The organism is Streptomyces sp. NPDC005485, from assembly GCF_040606085.1.
Classification (GTDB): Bacteria; Actinomycetota; Actinomycetes; order Streptomycetales; family Streptomycetaceae; genus Streptomyces.
Genome location: NZ_JBEXDZ010000200.1, coordinates 1 through 15683 on the forward strand (window position 1 = coordinate 1; position 15683 = coordinate 15683).

The 15683-nt window shown below is 71.0% G+C and carries 15 protein-coding genes; 6 read left to right on the forward strand and 9 right to left on the reverse strand.

Annotated features, from left to right (window positions below):
- The coding region (locus ABZS97_RS39290) for a MerR family transcriptional regulator (protein ID WP_356146658.1) at positions 1-759 on the reverse strand (759 nt) is incomplete at its 3' end.
- Positions 760-821: 62 nt separating this feature from the next.
- Here ABZS97_RS39290 and ABZS97_RS39295 point away from each other — a divergent pair.
- Entirely contained in the window at positions 822-1298 is a 477-nt protein-coding gene (locus tag ABZS97_RS39295; RefSeq protein WP_356146661.1) for a DUF6194 family protein, read from the forward strand.
- Between the two features lie 63 nt (positions 1299-1361).
- On the forward strand, positions 1362-2327 hold the full coding sequence (locus tag ABZS97_RS39300) for a DUF1152 domain-containing protein (protein WP_356146664.1): 966 nt from the start codon (positions 1362-1364) through the stop codon (positions 2325-2327).
- A 15-nt stretch (positions 2328-2342) separates the two neighbouring features.
- On the opposite strand, the gene ABZS97_RS39305 is transcribed toward ABZS97_RS39300, so the two are convergent.
- Positions 2343-4562 carry an MMPL family transporter gene (locus tag ABZS97_RS39305; RefSeq protein WP_356146667.1) on the reverse strand — a complete coding sequence of 740 codons (2220 nt, stop codon included), beginning with the start codon at positions 4560-4562 and terminating at the stop codon, positions 2343-2345.
- Between the two features lie 260 nt (positions 4563-4822).
- On the opposite strand from ABZS97_RS39305, the gene ABZS97_RS39310 reads away from it, so the two are divergent.
- Together ABZS97_RS39310 and ABZS97_RS39315 are read left to right on the forward strand one after the other, a co-directional pair.
- A complete protein-coding gene (locus ABZS97_RS39310; protein WP_356146670.1) occupies positions 4823-6052 on the forward strand; it encodes a histidine kinase in 1230 nt (409 codons plus the stop codon).
- Complete coding sequence (locus tag ABZS97_RS39315) at positions 6049-6765, forward strand: response regulator transcription factor (protein ID WP_356146673.1); 717 nt, start codon at positions 6049-6051, stop codon at positions 6763-6765. The genes ABZS97_RS39310 and ABZS97_RS39315 overlap by 4 nt, the downstream gene beginning before the upstream one ends.
- 6 nt (positions 6766-6771) lie before the next feature.
- On the opposite strand, the gene ABZS97_RS39320 is transcribed toward ABZS97_RS39315, so the two are convergent.
- Positions 6772-7365 (reverse strand): hypothetical protein, encoded by a 594-nt coding sequence (locus ABZS97_RS39320; RefSeq protein WP_356146676.1) that lies wholly within the window; start codon positions 7363-7365, stop codon positions 6772-6774.
- A gap of 245 nt (positions 7366-7610) precedes the next feature.
- Between ABZS97_RS39320 and ABZS97_RS39325 the strand changes: the two genes are divergently transcribed.
- Complete coding sequence (locus ABZS97_RS39325; RefSeq protein WP_356146682.1) at positions 7611-7826, forward strand: hypothetical protein; 216 nt, start codon at positions 7611-7613, stop codon at positions 7824-7826.
- A gap of 88 nt (positions 7827-7914) precedes the next feature.
- Here the strand turns inward: ABZS97_RS39325 and ABZS97_RS39330 are convergent, their stop codons facing one another.
- A complete protein-coding gene (locus ABZS97_RS39330) occupies positions 7915-9120 on the reverse strand; it encodes an SPFH domain-containing protein (protein ID WP_356146685.1) in 1206 nt (401 codons plus the stop codon).
- Positions 9121-9131: 11 nt separating this feature from the next.
- Positions 9132-9380: a hypothetical protein gene (locus tag ABZS97_RS39335; RefSeq protein ID WP_356146688.1), complete on the reverse strand. Its 249-nt coding sequence runs from the start codon at positions 9378-9380 to the stop codon at positions 9132-9134.
- Between the two features lie 144 nt (positions 9381-9524).
- On the opposite strand from ABZS97_RS39335, the gene ABZS97_RS39340 reads away from it, so the two are divergent.
- Positions 9525-10082: a GNAT family protein gene (locus ABZS97_RS39340; protein WP_356146691.1), complete on the forward strand. Its 558-nt coding sequence runs from the start codon at positions 9525-9527 to the stop codon at positions 10080-10082.
- Here the strand turns inward: ABZS97_RS39340 and ABZS97_RS39345 are convergent.
- The 4 genes from ABZS97_RS39345 to ABZS97_RS39360 form a co-directional block, all read right to left on the reverse strand.
- Positions 10018-11313, reverse strand: coding sequence for an MFS transporter (locus ABZS97_RS39345; RefSeq protein ID WP_356146694.1), 1296 nt, complete (start codon positions 11311-11313; stop codon positions 10018-10020). The two genes, ABZS97_RS39340 and ABZS97_RS39345, sit on opposite strands and share 65 nt — an antisense overlap.
- Before the next feature lie 20 nt (positions 11314-11333).
- Entirely contained in the window at positions 11334-12194 is an 861-nt protein-coding gene (locus ABZS97_RS39350; RefSeq protein WP_356146697.1) for a TfuA-like protein, read from the reverse strand.
- On the reverse strand, positions 12181-13464 hold the full coding sequence (locus ABZS97_RS39355; RefSeq protein ID WP_356146701.1) for a YcaO-like family protein: 1284 nt from the start codon (positions 13462-13464) through the stop codon (positions 12181-12183). The genes ABZS97_RS39350 and ABZS97_RS39355 overlap by 14 nt, the downstream gene beginning before the upstream one ends.
- Positions 13457-15683 (reverse strand): carbamoyltransferase C-terminal domain-containing protein (locus ABZS97_RS39360; RefSeq protein ID WP_356146707.1); only part of this gene is annotated, 2227 nt, incomplete at its 5' end. The genes ABZS97_RS39355 and ABZS97_RS39360, both read right to left, overlap by 8 nt.

The window sequence follows — 15683 nt, forward strand, 5'->3', positions numbered from 1 at the left end:
CGGCCAGTCCGCGTCGGCGTGCAGCGGGGTCCACATGGTGCGCAGCGGCATGACGGTGAGGAGTGCCCAGAGCGCGGCGGCACCCTCAAGGAGGGCCTTCGAGCGCGCTTCGATGGTTGCGTCACGGGCAGCCAGGCCCGCGGTGACGTCGTCCCGGCGACGTGCGCCGCGCAGGTCCGGCATGAGGGCCGACAGCGCAGGGATCCGGTATCCGGCGAGGCGGAGTTGATGGACGATCCGTGCGTCGCACACGTCGTCGGGCGAGTATCTGCGCGCTTCTCGTGCAGCGCCACGCGCGGGTGTCACCAGTCCCTCGGCATCCCAGTGCCGCAAGGTCGAGGGACGAACGCCGAGCGCGTCGGCCAGTTCGGAGATGCTCATGGCGTCGGACGGCTGTGCGTCGCCGATCGGTTCCAGGGCGATCGCGCGGGCCGCCTCTTTGGCCAGCTCAAGGTCGCGGCGCTCCTTGTCGAGCCGAGCGTGTGCCGCGTCCAGAAGGGCGAACAGGCCCGCGGCCGGGTGCGCGTGCGCTGCTCGCACGAGGTTCCTGCCCTCGACCGGCCCGGTGCCGGCCGCCAGGGCCCGATAGGCCAGCGCGGACCGCACATGGGACTCGTCGTAGATCCGGTAGCCGGCGGCGGTGCGCGCTGCCGGCGGCAGCACTCCGTCGCGCTCGAGGTTGCGCACCTGCTGGACGGAGCACCCTGCACGTCGCGCGACGTCGACGGTCCTGAGCCGGTGCGAGTTGCGACTTTCCAACAGGTCACCTCGTGTTTTCGGGCCGAAGTCTCCACTATCACTTCAATGGAACGCTAGAGCACATGAGCATCGACGAGATCATCGAGTTCCTTGAGGCCCAGGGCGGAGTACTGACTCACAAACCGGAGCCCGGCGACGGTTCACCCGAGATCGCATGGGGGGACGTGTTCTTCTTCTACGCACCAAACGGCACGGTCCCGAGCACGGCTCAGCCCTTCGCCACCGTCGTGACCAAGGACTACCCCGACGACCGTGGGTCACGTCTGTCCCGGCCCGGCGCCTTCCGCCTGAATGCCAACGCGGGCAGGGCCGCCTTCGCCCGGTGGACAGGGCACGATCCCCAGGAGTCCGCGCCGAGCGGCGTCGACCCGAGCCTGCCCGACACGGTGATGGCGCACCCCGTGTACGGGAACCTCGGCTGGCTGGCCGTGGTGAACCCGGGCCCGCGCAGCGAACAGCCGGTCCGCGAGCTTCTGCGCACGGCCCACGACCTCGCCCGCGGGCGTCACCGGCGCCGCGAGGAATCGCGCTCGCGCTGATCGGTGGCCTCTCGCGTGGAATTCCCCACGCCCCGCCCGGCACCCGCTGTTACCGTCCCCCGGATGTACTCCCTCCACGAACCCGCCCTGTTCACCCGCCTGCGCGATGCCCAGCGCATCCTTGTCGCCGGCGCCGGCGGCGGCTTCGACGTCTATGCCGGACTTCCCCTGGCGTTCGCGCTGCGCGCCGCGGGCAAGGACGTTCATCTGGCCAACCTCTCGTTCGCCGATCTGGGCGGCCTGGACCTCGACGTCTGGGTGGACCGGGACATCGCCGCTATCCGCCCGGACACCACCGCACGAGGTGACTACTTTCCCGAACGCACCCTGGCGCGGTGGCTCGAACTGCAGGGCCTGCCGTCGACCGTGTACGCCCTCGACCGCACCGGGGTGCAGCCGCTGCGTGCCGCCTACCGGGCGCTGATCGAGCACCTCGGCGGAGTCGACGCCATCGTGCTGGTGGACGGCGGGACCGACATTCTGATGCGCGGCGACGAGCATGGTCTCGGCACTCCCGAGGAGGACATGGCCAGTCTCGCCGCCGTCAACGGGCTGCACGACGTGCCGCACCGGCTCGTGGCCTGCATCGGCTTCGGTGTGGACGCCTACCACGGCGTCAACCACGCGCTGGTGCTGGAGAACCTGGCGGCGCTGGAACGCGACGGCGCCGGTCTCGGGGCGTTCTCGGTGCACCGCGACAGCCGCGAGGGCGCCCTCTATCTCGACGCCGTCGCGCACGCGCAGGCGTCCACGCCGGAGTTCCCGAGCATCGTCAACGGTTCCATCGCCGCCGCCGTGGGCGGTGGGTTCGGTGATGTCCGGTTCACCGAGCGCACGAAGGGCGGTGAACTGTTCATCAACCCGCTGATGTCGCTGTACTTCTGCGTGGAAGCCGTCGGTCTGGCGCGTCGCAATCTCTATCTCGACCGGCTGGAGCAGACCTACCTCACCCGTCAGATCAGCTCCGCCATCGAGCGGTTCCGTGACGAGCTGCCGCGCCAGCGGCAGCCTCGCGCCTTCCCGCACTGAGTGTCGGGCAGCGGTTCAGCCGACGGTCATCCGGTCGGGCTCGGTCGCCGGTGCGTCCGTGTCGTGCCGGGGTCCTTGCCGGTGTGCGGATCGGCCCGGGCGTACAGGCCACCAGATGCCGCGGCCGAGGAGGGCGGCCAGTGCGGGCACCAGGGCTATGGACAGGACGAAAGCGGAGAGCAGGATGCCAAGGGCCGTCGCGAAGCCGATCTGCTGGGTCGCCGGGGCCGGGTTGACGGCGAGGCTGCCGAAGGAGCCCGCGAGAACGAGTCCGGCCGTGGCGATGGCCGGTGCGGTGTGCCGTACGGCGCGGGCGACGGCCGCCCGGGCCGGCCCCGGCCGCTCCATCTCCTCCCGGATACGGTCGCTGATCAGGATGTTGTAGTCGGTGCCCAGGGCTACGACGAACAGGAACAGGACCAGCGGCAGGGTGAAGCTGACGCCCGGCTTGCCCTGGACGTGCTGGAACACGAGGGCGGAGGCGCCCAGGGTGGCGGCGAATCCGAGTCCGACGGAGATCATGAGGATCACCGGCGCGAGCAGACTGCGCAGCAGCATGAACAGGATCAGGGCGACCAGGGCTGCCGCTACCGGAAACACGATCTTCAGGTCGTGGTCGACGGCATCGGCGACATCCGTGAAGATCGCCGCAGTGCCACCCACATGAGCCTGTGTGCCGTCCGGCGTATGCGCGGTGACGGTGCTGCGGACAGGTCCGGAGACGAGGTCGCGGGCCTTCTGGGACTGCGGATCGACGGTCAGGTACAGGTCGATCCGCGCCGCCGTGCGGTCCTGGGCGAAGGAGGTTCCGCCCACCTTTCCGACGCCCTTGACCTGACCGAGCGCGTGGGACAGTGCCCCGAGCCCGCTGCGGGTGAGGGTCCCGCCGTTGTCGGCGGTGACGTAGACGGTCGTGGGGTCCGAGACCCCGGCGGGCAGCGCGCGGGAGATCTCGGCGGCGGTCGTCGCGGCCGCGGTGTCGCCGGGGGTGCCCGACTGGCCGTAGTCCATCCGCATCCCGACCGTTCCCGCGGCGAGGGCACCAAGGAGGGCCACGGAGGCGAGTACGAGGACCAGCGGGCGTCGCGCGACCAGGGCGCCGAAGCGCCCGGCGGAGCCCTCGTGGGGCGCGCGCTTCAGAGCGCGCGAGGGCCAGAACATCCTGCGCCCGGCGGCCGCGAGCAGGGCCGGCATGAGGGTGAGGCTGGCCAGCAGCATGACCAGGACGGCTATGGCGATGGCCGGGCCGAGTACACGGAACTGTCCGAAGGACGCCACACCGAGCGTGGCGAAGGCGGCGACGATGGTCAGCGCCGCCGAGGTGATCGCGGTGCCCACCCGGCCGGTGACTTCGGCGGCCACGGCACGGTGGTGCTGTTCGGGTCGCGCCCGCAACTGCTCACGGAAGCGGAACAGGAGAAACAGGAAGTAGTCGATTCCGATGCCGAGCAGCACGACGTTGATCAGTTGTGGGGTGGAGGTGTCGAGCTTGATTCCGGTGAGTGCCGCGGCGCCGACCACGGTGCCGGCGGCCGCGCCGCCGGTGATCACGACGGCGAGCAGGGGCAGGATCGCCGCCAGGACGCTGCGGAAGACCAGCACGTTGAGCAGCAGGATGAGCCCGAAGGTGAGGATGCCGGCGATGGTCGAGGTGGTCTTCTCGGCGTCGGCGGTGTCGACGCTGTCGGCGAGGCCTCCGGTGAATCCGGTGCGCATGCCCAGGTCGGCGAATTCCGTCGTGGCGTCCTTTCGGAGTTCGCGGAAGACGCTCTCGAGTCCGGGATCCGTGGAATTGCCGGTCAGGGCGACGGTCAGCAGCTCGAAGCTCCGGTCGGGTGCCACCATGGCGGGGTTGATCCGAGGGGTCTGCGAGTAGTCCTTCTGCAGGATCGCCGGTCCGTCGTCGGACTTGGGCATGGTGACTCGCCGCCGGCCGAGTTCCTTGGCCTCGGCTCCGATGCGCCGCTGGTCGGCGGCGGTGAGCGGCTTGCCGTCGGACCGGGCCACCAACAGGGTCACGGCGTTGGCGTCGGGCTTGACCCCGAACTTCTCCTCGGCGATCTTCAGGGCGGCGGCCGAGTCGTACTTCGCGGGCAGGAAGTCCCCGGTCTGCGTTTCGGTGACTCGGTAGATGAGGGCCTGGCCCACCATGGTCAGGAAAATCCCCAGGACCGCCCAGACGGCGATCACCTTCCACGGATTTCTGGTCGAGAATCCGGTCAGGGCGCGGATCACGTTGTCCTCCCGCTTTGGTCTTTCGCCGGGGTTTCCCGGCCGGGCTCCAGCTCATCAGCGGGAAAGAGGAGGATCGTCCGAGCGCAGAACGAGAATGGACCCGGGAGCGGGGTCCGCCGTTCGTCGCCGACCAGGACCAGGGTCCTGGTCGCAAGGTCGGTCTCAGGGCCCTGTTCAGGCGGCTGCGCGCTGCCAGAATGGATCAAGAACGATCACTGTCACGGCGTACCGGCGAAGGCCCGGCGTCGAGGAGGACCACCATGCCGACGTACCGCCACCTCGTGCCGCGTGCCCTGGGCGACCGCACGCTGCCGTGGACGCGCGACGACGCGCTCGTCGCCGTCGGGGCGGCCGCCGTGGACCTGCTCGGCTACCTCATCGGCAGCCAGACCGACGGCATCACGGTCACCGTGCCCGGAGTCGCCCTGGTCGTGGGGACGGCGATGCCGCTGCTCTTCAGACGCCGCGACCCGCTTCTCGCGTTCGCGGCGGTCCTGGTGCTCAGCGGGACGCTGAACCTCACCGTCCAGACGCCGCAGAACTTCGGCGGCGCCGTCGTGGTCGGCCTGTACTCGGTCGCGCGGGCCCGCGGCCTCCTGGTGACCGTGCCGGCAGCGGTGGCGGCAGCGGGCGTACCGCTGCTGGGGCACGCCGCCGGTCCGTACCCGCTGCGCTGGAACATCGTGGGCAATGTGGCGGCGGCCGCGCTCGTCGTCGGCGCCGCCGTCGTGATCAACCGCTGGCAGCAGGACGTGGAAGCCAAGCGCAGGCTGCTGGCCGAGCGCGCGGTGGCCGAGGAACGCCGCCGTATCGCCCGGGAGTTGCACGACATCGTCTCCCACCACATCACCACCATGCAGCTGATGGCCGGTGGCGCCCGGGCCAACCTCGCCCATGACACCGACGTGGTCCGCGACGCCCTGGTGACCCTGGAGAACTCCGGACGCATGGCGCTGCGGGAGATGCGGCAACTCCTCGACGTCCTGCGTGCCGACGACGAACCCGACGAGGCACCGCCTGCTCCCCAGCCCGGTGCCGCCGACCTGGACCGCATCGTCGCCGAGTCCTGCCGGGCGGGCCTGCCCACCGAGTTCACCGTGCACGGCCGGGAGCGCCCGCTGCCACCGACCATCGGCCTCACCGTGTTCCGGATCGTGCAGGAGGCCCTCACCAACGCCCGCAAGCACGCGGGCCAGGCACGGGCCCAGGTGCACCTGACGTACGGCCCGGACCGGCTCGTCGTGGCCGTACGGGACGACGGCTCAGGCTCCTCGGCAGGTGCGGGAGGCGGCGGGCCGAACCGCTCGGGCCGGAGCGGATACGGTCTGATCGGCATGCACGAACGCGTCACGCTGCACGGCGGTTCCCTGTCCACCGGTCCGCTCGACGGCGGCGGGTTCGAAGTGCGGGCCGGCCTGCCGCTGGCGCCGTACGAGCAATCGCCGCAGGCGGAAGAGGGCGCGGCCGAGGGAGAGGATCTGCCGCGATGAGCGAACCCGTGGAGACGACCCGTGTACTGATCGCGGACGACCAGCCGCTGGTACGGCGCGGACTGGCCCTGATCCTCGGCCCCGACCCGTCGTTCCAGGTCGTCGGCGAGGCCGACAACGGTGAGCAGGCCGTCGCCCTCGCGCACCGGCTGCGGCCCGATGTCGTCGTGATGGACATCCGCATGCCGGTCCTCGACGGGGTCAGGGCGACGGAGGAACTCGCGCGAGCCCTGCCCGAGTGCCGGGTCCTCGCTCTCAGTACCTTCGACATGGACGAGTACGTGGTCGCCGCCCTGCGCGCGGGCGCCTACGGGTTCCTGCCCAAGGACAGCTCTCCCGAGGATCTGGTCGCGGCGATACACACCGTCCGCAGTGGTGAGGCCGCGGTGGCCCCGCGCCTGCTCACCCGGCTGATCTCCGCGTACGTCAGGGCTCCCCGCCCTCCGCAGCGTCCCCCCGTGGACCTGGGCGAACTCACACCCCGCGAGGTCGAGGTGTGGCGGCTCATCGCGACCGGGCTCGACAACAACGAGATCGCCCGGGCCCTGGACATCAGCGTCTCCACGGTGAAGAACTACATCACCAGCATCTTCGGGAAACTCGACGTCCGCGACCGTGCGCAGGCGGTGATCGCCGCGTACGAGTCCGGCCTGGTCGAGGCCGAGCACCGCACGACGGGCGAGAGCGCCGCCGGGGACGGCCGAGCACGGTGAGGAAGGTCAGCCGCAGTTGCGGACGTCGTACACCCAGTACCAAGGAGCGCTGATGTCCTCCTCGTAGGCGCCTCCGTCGTGCCACCCGACATGGCCCTGCTTGTCCTTGAACTGGGAGACCGTGCCCGCGGTCTGGTTGTTGACCCAGGATCCGTCGTTCGACCAGGGGATGGGGTAGTCGTCGCAGACGTACATGTCGATGCGGTCGCCGCGGAAGATCGTGTCCGAGAAGGCGCACATGTACTTGTAGTCGCACCGGTCCCGTCCGGACACGGCGCCGGAGGCCGGGGACCCGGAGAGGTCACGGGCCGCCTTCTCCCCCGGCAGCCGCACGGTGACGGACGACCGGCCGCCCAGGTCGATCCTGTTGGCGGCGACCTGGGTGCCGCCCATCTCGGCGAGGTACCGGTCGACGCGGTTCTGCAGGGTCACGGCCTCGGCGCCAGTGAGACCCGCTGCTCGTGCCTGCGCCGCGAAACCCGGTCCGCCCTCGGCGGCGCCGGCCTGTCCCGTACTCGCCGCGAGAACGACGAACGTCGCCGCCGATGCGGCCAGGGCACGCCCGAGCCGGGCGAATCTCCTCGTGCGACCTTCCACCATGCGCGTTGCCTCTCCTCGTGAGCCGAGCCGGTCACGTCCGGCTGGACCCGATCAGCGTCGGCCGAGCCGATCGGGCGGGCAACACGTTTCGAAGCTGGTGGAAGTGGACGCGGGCCTACGGCGCCTGGTGCCGCTCCTTGGACGCGCGGTGTCTGGTTCTGGCCGAACTGGGAGTATGGAGGCTGCCGCGACGCGGCGGCCTTACAGTTGAGGTCAGGCATCAGTCCGGAGGAGAAGCACCGCTCGTGCACGACGCACCGATCTACGCCCAGCTGATATCCGAACGCGGCGACATCCCGCTGCAGGTTCGCAACGAAGCCCGTCGACTCCAGCGCGAACTCGACTGGGTCCTCAACTGGGGCCCCGCGCCCGGGGGTCTGCTGCCTCAGCAGCCCGCCGCTCCGGCTCCGAGCTCCCCTCAACTGCAACTCGGAGCCGGCACCACCGACTGGTTCGCCTGACGCGGCCCGGCGAGCCTCAACTGCCGTACCGCAGGGGCTTTTCCGCCCCTGCCGCGGCCGTTCAGGCAAGCCGTGCCGACGATGCGGCCTAGTCGATGCCGACGGGTCCGTCGCCCGGCTTCCTCTCGTCGGCGCCCTTGTCCGACTCGGGTGTCCGCAGGTAACCCTGCAGCTCCAGCAGGCCGTTGGTCTTCTCAGGGCGGTTTTCGGAGTTCTGGCCGTCGAGGTTCTGCCGGACCGAGTCCAGGATCGTCAGGCCCTGGGCGACCAGGCCGGCCGCGATCTCCCCAAGGCCGTCCGCACCGTTCAGGACGTTGACGTTGGCGCCGGCGAGTCCGCCCGCGGCCTCCTTCACGATCAGCGGAAGCTGGTCGATCAGCATCCGGTCAAGGGCGACACGGTCGTACGAAGCCGCCGCCTCCGCCTGGATCTTCATCCGCTCGGCCTCGGCGACGGCGAGCAGCTTGATCCGCTCGGCCTCCGCCTCGGCGGGCTTCACGATCTCGGCCACCAGCTCCTGCTGACGCAGCTTGGCCGCGCGCTGGGCCAGTTCGGTCTGAGCGGCGAGCACCTCCTGCTGGGCGTGCGCCTGGGCGAGCGGTCCGGCCTGGGCGGCCTGCGCCTGCGCGCGGTCCACCTCGGCCGAGTACTCCGCCTTCACGATCGCGGTCTGGCGCGCGTACTCGGCCTGGTTGCGCGCCGCCACCTGCTCGGCCTCGACCGACGCCTGGGTGGCCTGCGCCTGGGCGATCTGGGCCTGCCGCTGGATGGCCGCCTTGTGCGGTGCGGACATGGCGTCGATGTAGCCGGTGTCGCCGTCATCGATGGACTGGATCTGCAGCGAGTCCACGATCAGGCCGATCTTGGCCATCTCCATCTTGGACGTGTCCAGGACCTCGGCGGCGAGCTTCTGCCGCTCGGTGACGATCTCCTCGACGGTCATCGAGCCGATGATGGCGCGCAGATGGCCGGCGAAGATGCGGCCGGTCAGCACGGACATCTGGTCCTGGTCGGAGAGGAACCGCTGTCCGGCGTTGATGATGCTCTCGGTGTCGTTGCCGACCTTGAACGCGATCACGGCACGAACGTGCAGTGAGATGCCCTGCTTGGTGACACACGTTTCCGTCACTTCGGACTCGCACATCGACAGGGTGAGAAAGCGGGTCTTGCGGAAGATCGGAAGCACGAACTTTCCGTGCCCCGTCACCACTCGGAACGGCGCGCCCCCCAGTCCCCGCCTGCCACCCGAGATCAGCATCGCCTCATCGGGGGCGGGAACGCGGTAACCGAACATTCTTCTACTCCTTAGCCGGCGTCGGCGTCGCCGCCCAACGCTTCCAACGGATCGGCCCACTCCATGACGTCGACTTCACGACGTCCCCGGGACTCGATCACGAGCACGGTAGCCCCTTTCGGCAGGGGTTCTTGCGACCAGGCGAGGAAGGTCTCGGATCCGCCTCGGACCCGCACCAGGATCTCGCCGGGGCCGGCCGAGCCACGCGTGCCGATGAGAAGCTCCCCTGTGCAGCCGACCACGGCCTCGTCCTGCACCACTACCGGCCGCCTCCCATCGCTCTGGTTTCTCCCTGCCGACCTTAGACCCCACGCAGGCCGGAGGCCTACGCCCAGGTTGCCTCCACCCCGCAGGACGCGCACGCGGGCCCTTCCGGTTCACCCGGTACGCACTAAGGTGTCGGGATGATCGCTGAAGAGGGCGCGCTGCCCGGTGGGGTGGTGCTGCGGCGGGCCCGGATCGAGGATGCCTGGGCGCTGAGCCGGGCCTACCGCGACAACCGTGAGCATCTGGCGCCGTGGGAGCCCCGGCGCGGCGAGCGGTTCTTCACCGAAGAGGGCCAACACGAGCGGTTGCGGGACCAGTTGAAGGAGTACGAGGGCGGGCGGCTGATGCCGTGGCTGTTCCACCTCGACGGACGCGTCGTCGGCGCTATCACCCTGTCCGGGATCGTGAAGGGGCCCTTCTGCAGCGCCTACCTGGGGTACTGGACGGCCGCGGACCGGCAGGGGCAGGGGCTCGCGGGCGCCGCGGTGCAGATCGTCAGCCGGGTCGCCCGCGAGGAACTGGGCCTGCACCGGATGGAGGCGACCACCCTTCCGGAGAACGCCGCCTCCCAACGGGTGCTGAAACGCTGCGGGTTCGAGCTCATCGGCACCGCGCCCCGCTATCTGCACATCAACGGACAGTGGCGGGACCATCGGCTGTATCAGCGGGTGCTGCACGACGATCCGCCGTACTGAGCTGTACGGCGGGTTCCGGCGCCGCGGCGCCGCGCGCGATGCGGTGGGCGACCGCGCCGGCACCGAGGAAGGCAGCTGCCAGGGCCAGCCAGCCGGGTGCACCCGCGGCCACCACACCGGCGCCGACCAGGGAGGGGCCGATCATGCCCTCGGCGGTCGGACCGAGGCTGAACGCGGCGGCGTAGCTTCCCCGTTCCTCCTCCGGTGACAGCGCGAACTGCAGGCCCCAACCGCCGGAAGCGTGCCAGATCTCCCCGAGGGTGTGCAGGACGACGGAGGCCACCATCAGGAGCGCGGCACCGGCCTGGGACGTCCACGAGGCGAGGACCAGGGTGGTGCACATGAGGGCCAGGCTGAGGCCCGCTCGGCGCAGGTGCCGGCCCGCGCCGGGCACGGTCTCGGCGCCCCTGCTGAGCGGGATCTGCAACGTGATGGCGATGACGGTGTTGACGGCGATCAGCAGCGGGGCGATCGCGGGCGGTGCCTGGGTGCGGGTGGCCAGCCACAGCGGCATGCCGACGGTCAGGGCGGACAGGTTCAGCTGAAGTATGCCGTTGCAGCAGGTCAGCGCCAGGAACCTGGCATTCTTCAGCGGCGCGAGCGGCGACGGCCCGCGGGTGCGGCGCGAGGCGGGTCCGGCGACGGTGCGGACGGCGGCGATCAGCGCGGCGGCGATCAGGAACGACACGCCGTCGCCGAGCAGCAGCATCCGGTAGCCCAGCGTCGTGCCGGTGGCGATCGCGGCGGACGCGAGCAGCGCACCGACCAGGAACCCGGTGTTCTTGGTCACCTGGACCCGTGCCATGACCCGCATCCGCCGCTCGTCGCCGAACGCCCGTGCCACGTACGCCTGAAGGGCGGGCATGCCGGCGAACTCGGCGACTCCGAGCAGCATCAGGGTGGTCAGGAACTGCCAGAAGGTGTCCACGAAGGCGAGGGCTGAGCACCACACCGCGCGCCACAGGTGCAGGGCGATCAGGGCGCGGCGTGGCCCTATCCGGTCCACGAGTTGGCCGTTGGGGACCGTCGCGAGCAGTCCGACAACGCCCATCGCGGACAGCCCGGCGCCGATCTGACCACTCGACAGGCCGGTCACCCGTGTGTAGAAGAGGGTGGCGCCGGAGATGAGGAGGCCGCTGCCGGTGGCGTCTACCGCGACGGTGAACAGCAGTCGGCGTTCCTGCGGGTCGGCACCGAAGTCCCGGATCTTCCTGGTCGCTTGTGTCCGCATCGCATGGTGTCCCGTCGGGGTCAGAGGCAGGTCTCGTGTGCCTCGGAGACGCAGGTCGGGCAGAACAGCGCGTCGCCTGCCAGCCGCGCCTGGCAGGCCGCGCAGCGCCGCACCGGCTGTACTCGCTGCACTGGTTGCACGCTGTCGCCGACTGCCTCCGCCGTGTGCTCGGCCTCGCGCAGGGCTCCCGTGCCTGCGGGTGCGTACGAGGTCCCGGGCCACGTCTGCGCCAGTACCGACCGCAGCGTGGTCTCGGCGTCTCGGACCTTGGGGTGGAGGCGGGCGTCCCGGCCCAGGCGCAGCACGGACTCGATGGCGGCCGACGGGATGCCGTCGGTGCGCCATGCGGCCCGGCAGGCGGCCCAGGAACGTTCGAGCCAGTAGATGTCCTCGGCGCGCCGGGCCATGCGCTCGCGCAGAGCCGCGGTGACGGTTCCGTCCGAGAGCGCCGCCTGGAGGATCGCCCGCAAGTGGACGGTGGACACGGTCAGTTCGCCGTGGTCGTCCTCGGGGCTGAGCGCGACGGCGACGTCGGCGTCGGAGGTCAGCGTGCCGAGCCGGAAGAGGGTGTAGATGTCGCCGATGCCGATCATGCCGAGGGGCCACAGGTCGGCGGCCCGCAGTGCGCCCATGCTGGAGCAGCCGACCACCGTCCAGCCCGCGTCGAGGAGATCGCGGCATTCGGTGGGCGTGACGGCCATGGTGGCGCCGAACAGACCGTCGATGAGGACCACGACGCCCGGCTGGCGCTGTTTGAGGGCGGTGAGGTCGCCGCGGCGCACCGGGGGCCGCAGCTCGACGGCGGCCAGCAGGGCGGGGTCCAGGGGGCGGACGGACGAGGCGCCGTAGACGACGGGCCGGTGCCCGCTAGTGGTGGGCACGGTGGCTCCTGTCGGGCTCGACGATCGAGTCGACCATGCCGGGGATCGCGACGTGGGCCACGGGCAGATCGAGTCCGGTGACGGTCAGATCGGTGTGCAGGACCTGGTCGTAGCCGCCCCGGTGGAGGTGATCGGCGACGTACTCCAGGGTGGCGCGGGTCGATCGCGGGGGCGGTGTCGGCAGGTCGCGGAAGTCGGTGACGCCGTGGGAGCGGGCTTCCAGGGCGCGCAGCACGAAGGCGGTGCGTTGTTTGGCGGGGTCGGCGCGGTAGACGGCCGCGACCCGGTCCAGGTCCTCTCGGCTGCCCTGGATGGCGGTGGCCCGGGCCTGCGCCGCCTCGGTCAGGGCGCGTTGCAGGGCGACGCCCGCGTTGATGTGCGTACCGAATCCGGAGACGGCCAGGTGGGCCTGGTGGGCGTGCGGGTCGGAGAGGAAGACGGCGAAGGTCGGCAGCACGGTGGTGTGGGTCAGGTCGATGACGAGGCTGTCCACTCCTGCGCGCGCGTACCGGGCCAGCAGGTCCCGTTCGACGGCTCCGGTGATGGTGTTCTGGTCGACCAGGTGTCCGGGTCCCCCGTGCAGGTACCGCGAGGTAGCGTCGCGTTCCACGACTTCGTAGGCCGCGTGCAGGACCGCCTCGGCGAGGGTGGCACCGGAGGCGAGTCCGGTGGTGCTGGGCCGCACGGGGCGGGCGCAGCCGGCAGGGGCCGTGTAGGGGAAGAGCACTTCGGCGGCGGGCAACAGGACGGGGTGTCCGTCCGCGCTGTCGGTGGCCTCGATCCATTCCATCGGCCCGTCGGGCAGCCGGTCCAGGCCGAGGGCGTCGGCGTCGAGGAACTCCCGCCCCTCGCACAGGAGTTGGGCGGTAGTTGCGGTCAGGGTCGGGCGGGCGATCGATCCGCAGTGCCGTTCCAAGGCTTCGAACAGCGCGGAGGCGAGCGCCTCCTGTTTTCCGCTGCCCTTGCCCTGGCAGAGGGTGATCTGGCCGGTCGCCGCATGTGGCCGGGTCACGCTGAAGACGGGGATGCCGAGGATGTCCAGAGGGGTGAGGTCGGCGACGCGGCTGATGCCGATGCGGTTCCTCAGCGGCCAGATCCGCGCGACGGCCTCGTCGACGGGTACCGAACGGTGTGAGGTGCCGCAGGAGGACATGACGGGGTCACCGGCGCGCTCACTCAGCCACGACAGGGCCGGACGGGGGCTGGTGCGGGTACGGGTCGCAGCAGGGCGGGGCGCGGGCGTCTGACGGGAGGTGGTCGGGCTAGCCACGGTCGCCTCCCTGGCCCGGGTTCGGCCGCGCCCGCGGCGCCTCCCGCGTGAGGACCAGCAGGCATCGTGCCCGCAGCGCCGTGAGGAAGGCGAGCGCGTCGTCGAGGGTCGGCCCGCCGTCCTCGACGCAGCCGGGCAGGTACGCGGACAGGGGGCGGCCCGGTGCCGCGCGCGTCAGGGCGGTGAAGCACCAACTCGGCAGCCGTACACCCGACTTGCCTTCCGCTCCCCCGGTGATGCGCAGCGAGCTGCCGTGCGCGTCGTGTTCCTGTACGAGCCGGACATCGGGGCCCAGGGCGATGCAGGAATCGACGGTGAGCGGGGCGTCGGATCCGTCGAGGCGGCGGACCAGGCGGTCGCCGAGGACCATGGCGGCGAGATGGGTGCCCAGGAGCATGTCCAGGGCCTGACGCGGGGTTTCGATCATGGGCTCGCCCCGCCGGTTCAGGGAGGTGTTGACCATGATGGGGAACCCGGTGCGTTCGCCGACCAGGTGCAGCAGGCGGTGGATGCGCGGGTTGGCGTCCCGCGAGACGGTCTGGACACGGGCGGTGCCGTCGACGTGCGTGACGGCGGCGAGCCGGTCGCGGTACTGCTCGCGGACCGGCACCACCCGCAGCATGTGCGGGGCGGGCGCGTCGAGGTCGAAGTACTCGGCGGCCACCTCCTCGGGCACCATCGGCGCGAGCGGCCGGAAGTCCTCCCGGAACTTGATGTGCGAGTTGATGAAGTCCCAGGTGCTGCGCTTGCGGGCGTCGGCGAGCACCGACCGGTTGCCCAGCGCGCGCGGCCCGAATTCGGAGCCGTCCTGGAACCATCCGACGACGTCCCCGGCGGCGATGCGGTCCGCGAGTTCCTCCAGGTCGAGGTCCTCGGTGGTGACCCGGTCGCCGAAGAGGTTGATGGCGGCGGCGTGGTCCTCGCTGGTGTAGGGATGGCCCAGGTAGTCGTTGAACTCGCCCAGTGGGCGCCGCGTGGAGCCGGTGACGCGGAAGTGGGCGGCAGCCGCGGCGCCCAGGGACACCCCCGCGTCGCTGCTGGCCGGGAGCACGAAGAAGTGGTCGGCGCCGCTCTGCCGGGCGATGCGGTCGTTGGCGACACTGTTGAGGGCGACGCCGCCGGCGTAGGCCAGGTTGGGGCAGTCGGGCAGCAGTTTCATGGCGTGGCGCATGCGCTCCACCAGGGCCTGTTCCAGGTCGGCCTGGACGCGGGCGGCGAGGTCGGCGCAGGCCATCGGGTCCTTGCCGGAGCCGGGGGCGCGGTAGTGGTCCTTCCAGTCGCCGCGGAAGCGAGGCAGGCCGTCCGGGCCGGGTTCGAGGAGGCTGGGGCCCGCGGCGTCGGCGTTGCCCCAGGGGGCGAGGCCCATGAGTTTGCCGCTGCCCTCCTGCCAGTCGCCGAAGACGTACTGGCTGACGGCCGCGTAGGTCTCGCCGAGGGAGGACGAGCCGACGCGTACGTTGAAGGAGTCCGCGCTCTCCCTGAACAGCAGGCGGTAGCCGTCCTGGTGGAAGTGGTAGACGGAGAACACATGCACCTGCGGCAGCCGCCCCTGGCGCTCCTGGGCGAGGTACTCCTTGAGTTCGGGACCGCTGATCAGCAGGTCGTCGGCGCCGAGCACCGAGCCGCCGGAGCCGTCGCACACGACGACCACGGCCTCGTCGAAGGGCGAGCCCCAGAACGCCGAGAACGCGTGGGCGAGATGGTGCGAGACGTACACCACCCGCTCGTCGTACGGATCGAACAGGTCGAAGCCGTCGGCTGCGGACGGCACGCACAGACCGGTGTAACCGGGCAGCAGCGGTTGCGCGTTGAAAGCGAAGACGTCCACGTCGTCGGCGGCGATCCCGGCCGAGGAGAGACAGTAGTCGGCGGCCGCACGCGAGGAGAGGTATCCGACCCCGTCGTGCTTGCGGCGGGTCACCCGCTCCTGCTGTACGGCCACTTCGGCCCGGCCGTCCTGGAACAGACAGGCCGAGGCGTCGTGGCTGGCCGACAGGCCGAGCACCACGGGGCCGCGACGGCCGGGAGCCTGCGGTGCACCCTCCTGCGGCGGGGCGGCAGGAGTGGCCTCGGCACCCGAGACGGCCACGTACATCGTGGCGCCGGACGGGCAGTCGACACCGACGGTCGGGGCGGGTGACTCGGAGGCGGGCGCATCGCACACGGCCCATCCGGCGCCGGTCGTACCGGCGGCGCCTGCGTCGATGCGCAGCGTGGCC

Bases quoted from the DNA above. Each gene is read 5' to 3' on its own strand.
- ABZS97_RS39315 (WP_356146673.1), top strand. From the start codon at position 6,049: ATGAGCGAACCCGTGGAGACGACCCGTGTACTGATCGCGGACGACCAG.
- ABZS97_RS39295 (WP_356146661.1), top strand. From the start codon at position 822: ATGAGCATCGACGAGATCATCGAGTTCCTTGAGGCCCAGGGCGGAGTA.
- ABZS97_RS39310 (WP_356146670.1), top strand. From the start codon at position 4,823: ATGCCGACGTACCGCCACCTCGTGCCGCGTGCCCTGGGCGACCGCACG.
- ABZS97_RS39320 (WP_356146676.1), bottom strand. From the start codon at position 7,365: ATGGTGGAAGGTCGCACGAGGAGATTCGCCCGGCTCGGGCGTGCCCTG.
- ABZS97_RS39340 (WP_356146691.1), top strand. From the start codon at position 9,525: ATGATCGCTGAAGAGGGCGCGCTGCCCGGTGGGGTGGTGCTGCGGCGG.
- ABZS97_RS39330 (WP_356146685.1), bottom strand. From the start codon at position 9,120: ATGTTCGGTTACCGCGTTCCCGCCCCCGATGAGGCGATGCTGATCTCG.
- ABZS97_RS39300 (WP_356146664.1), top strand. From the start codon at position 1,362: ATGTACTCCCTCCACGAACCCGCCCTGTTCACCCGCCTGCGCGATGCC.
- ABZS97_RS39345 (WP_356146694.1), bottom strand. From the start codon at position 11,313: ATGCGGACACAAGCGACCAGGAAGATCCGGGACTTCGGTGCCGACCCG.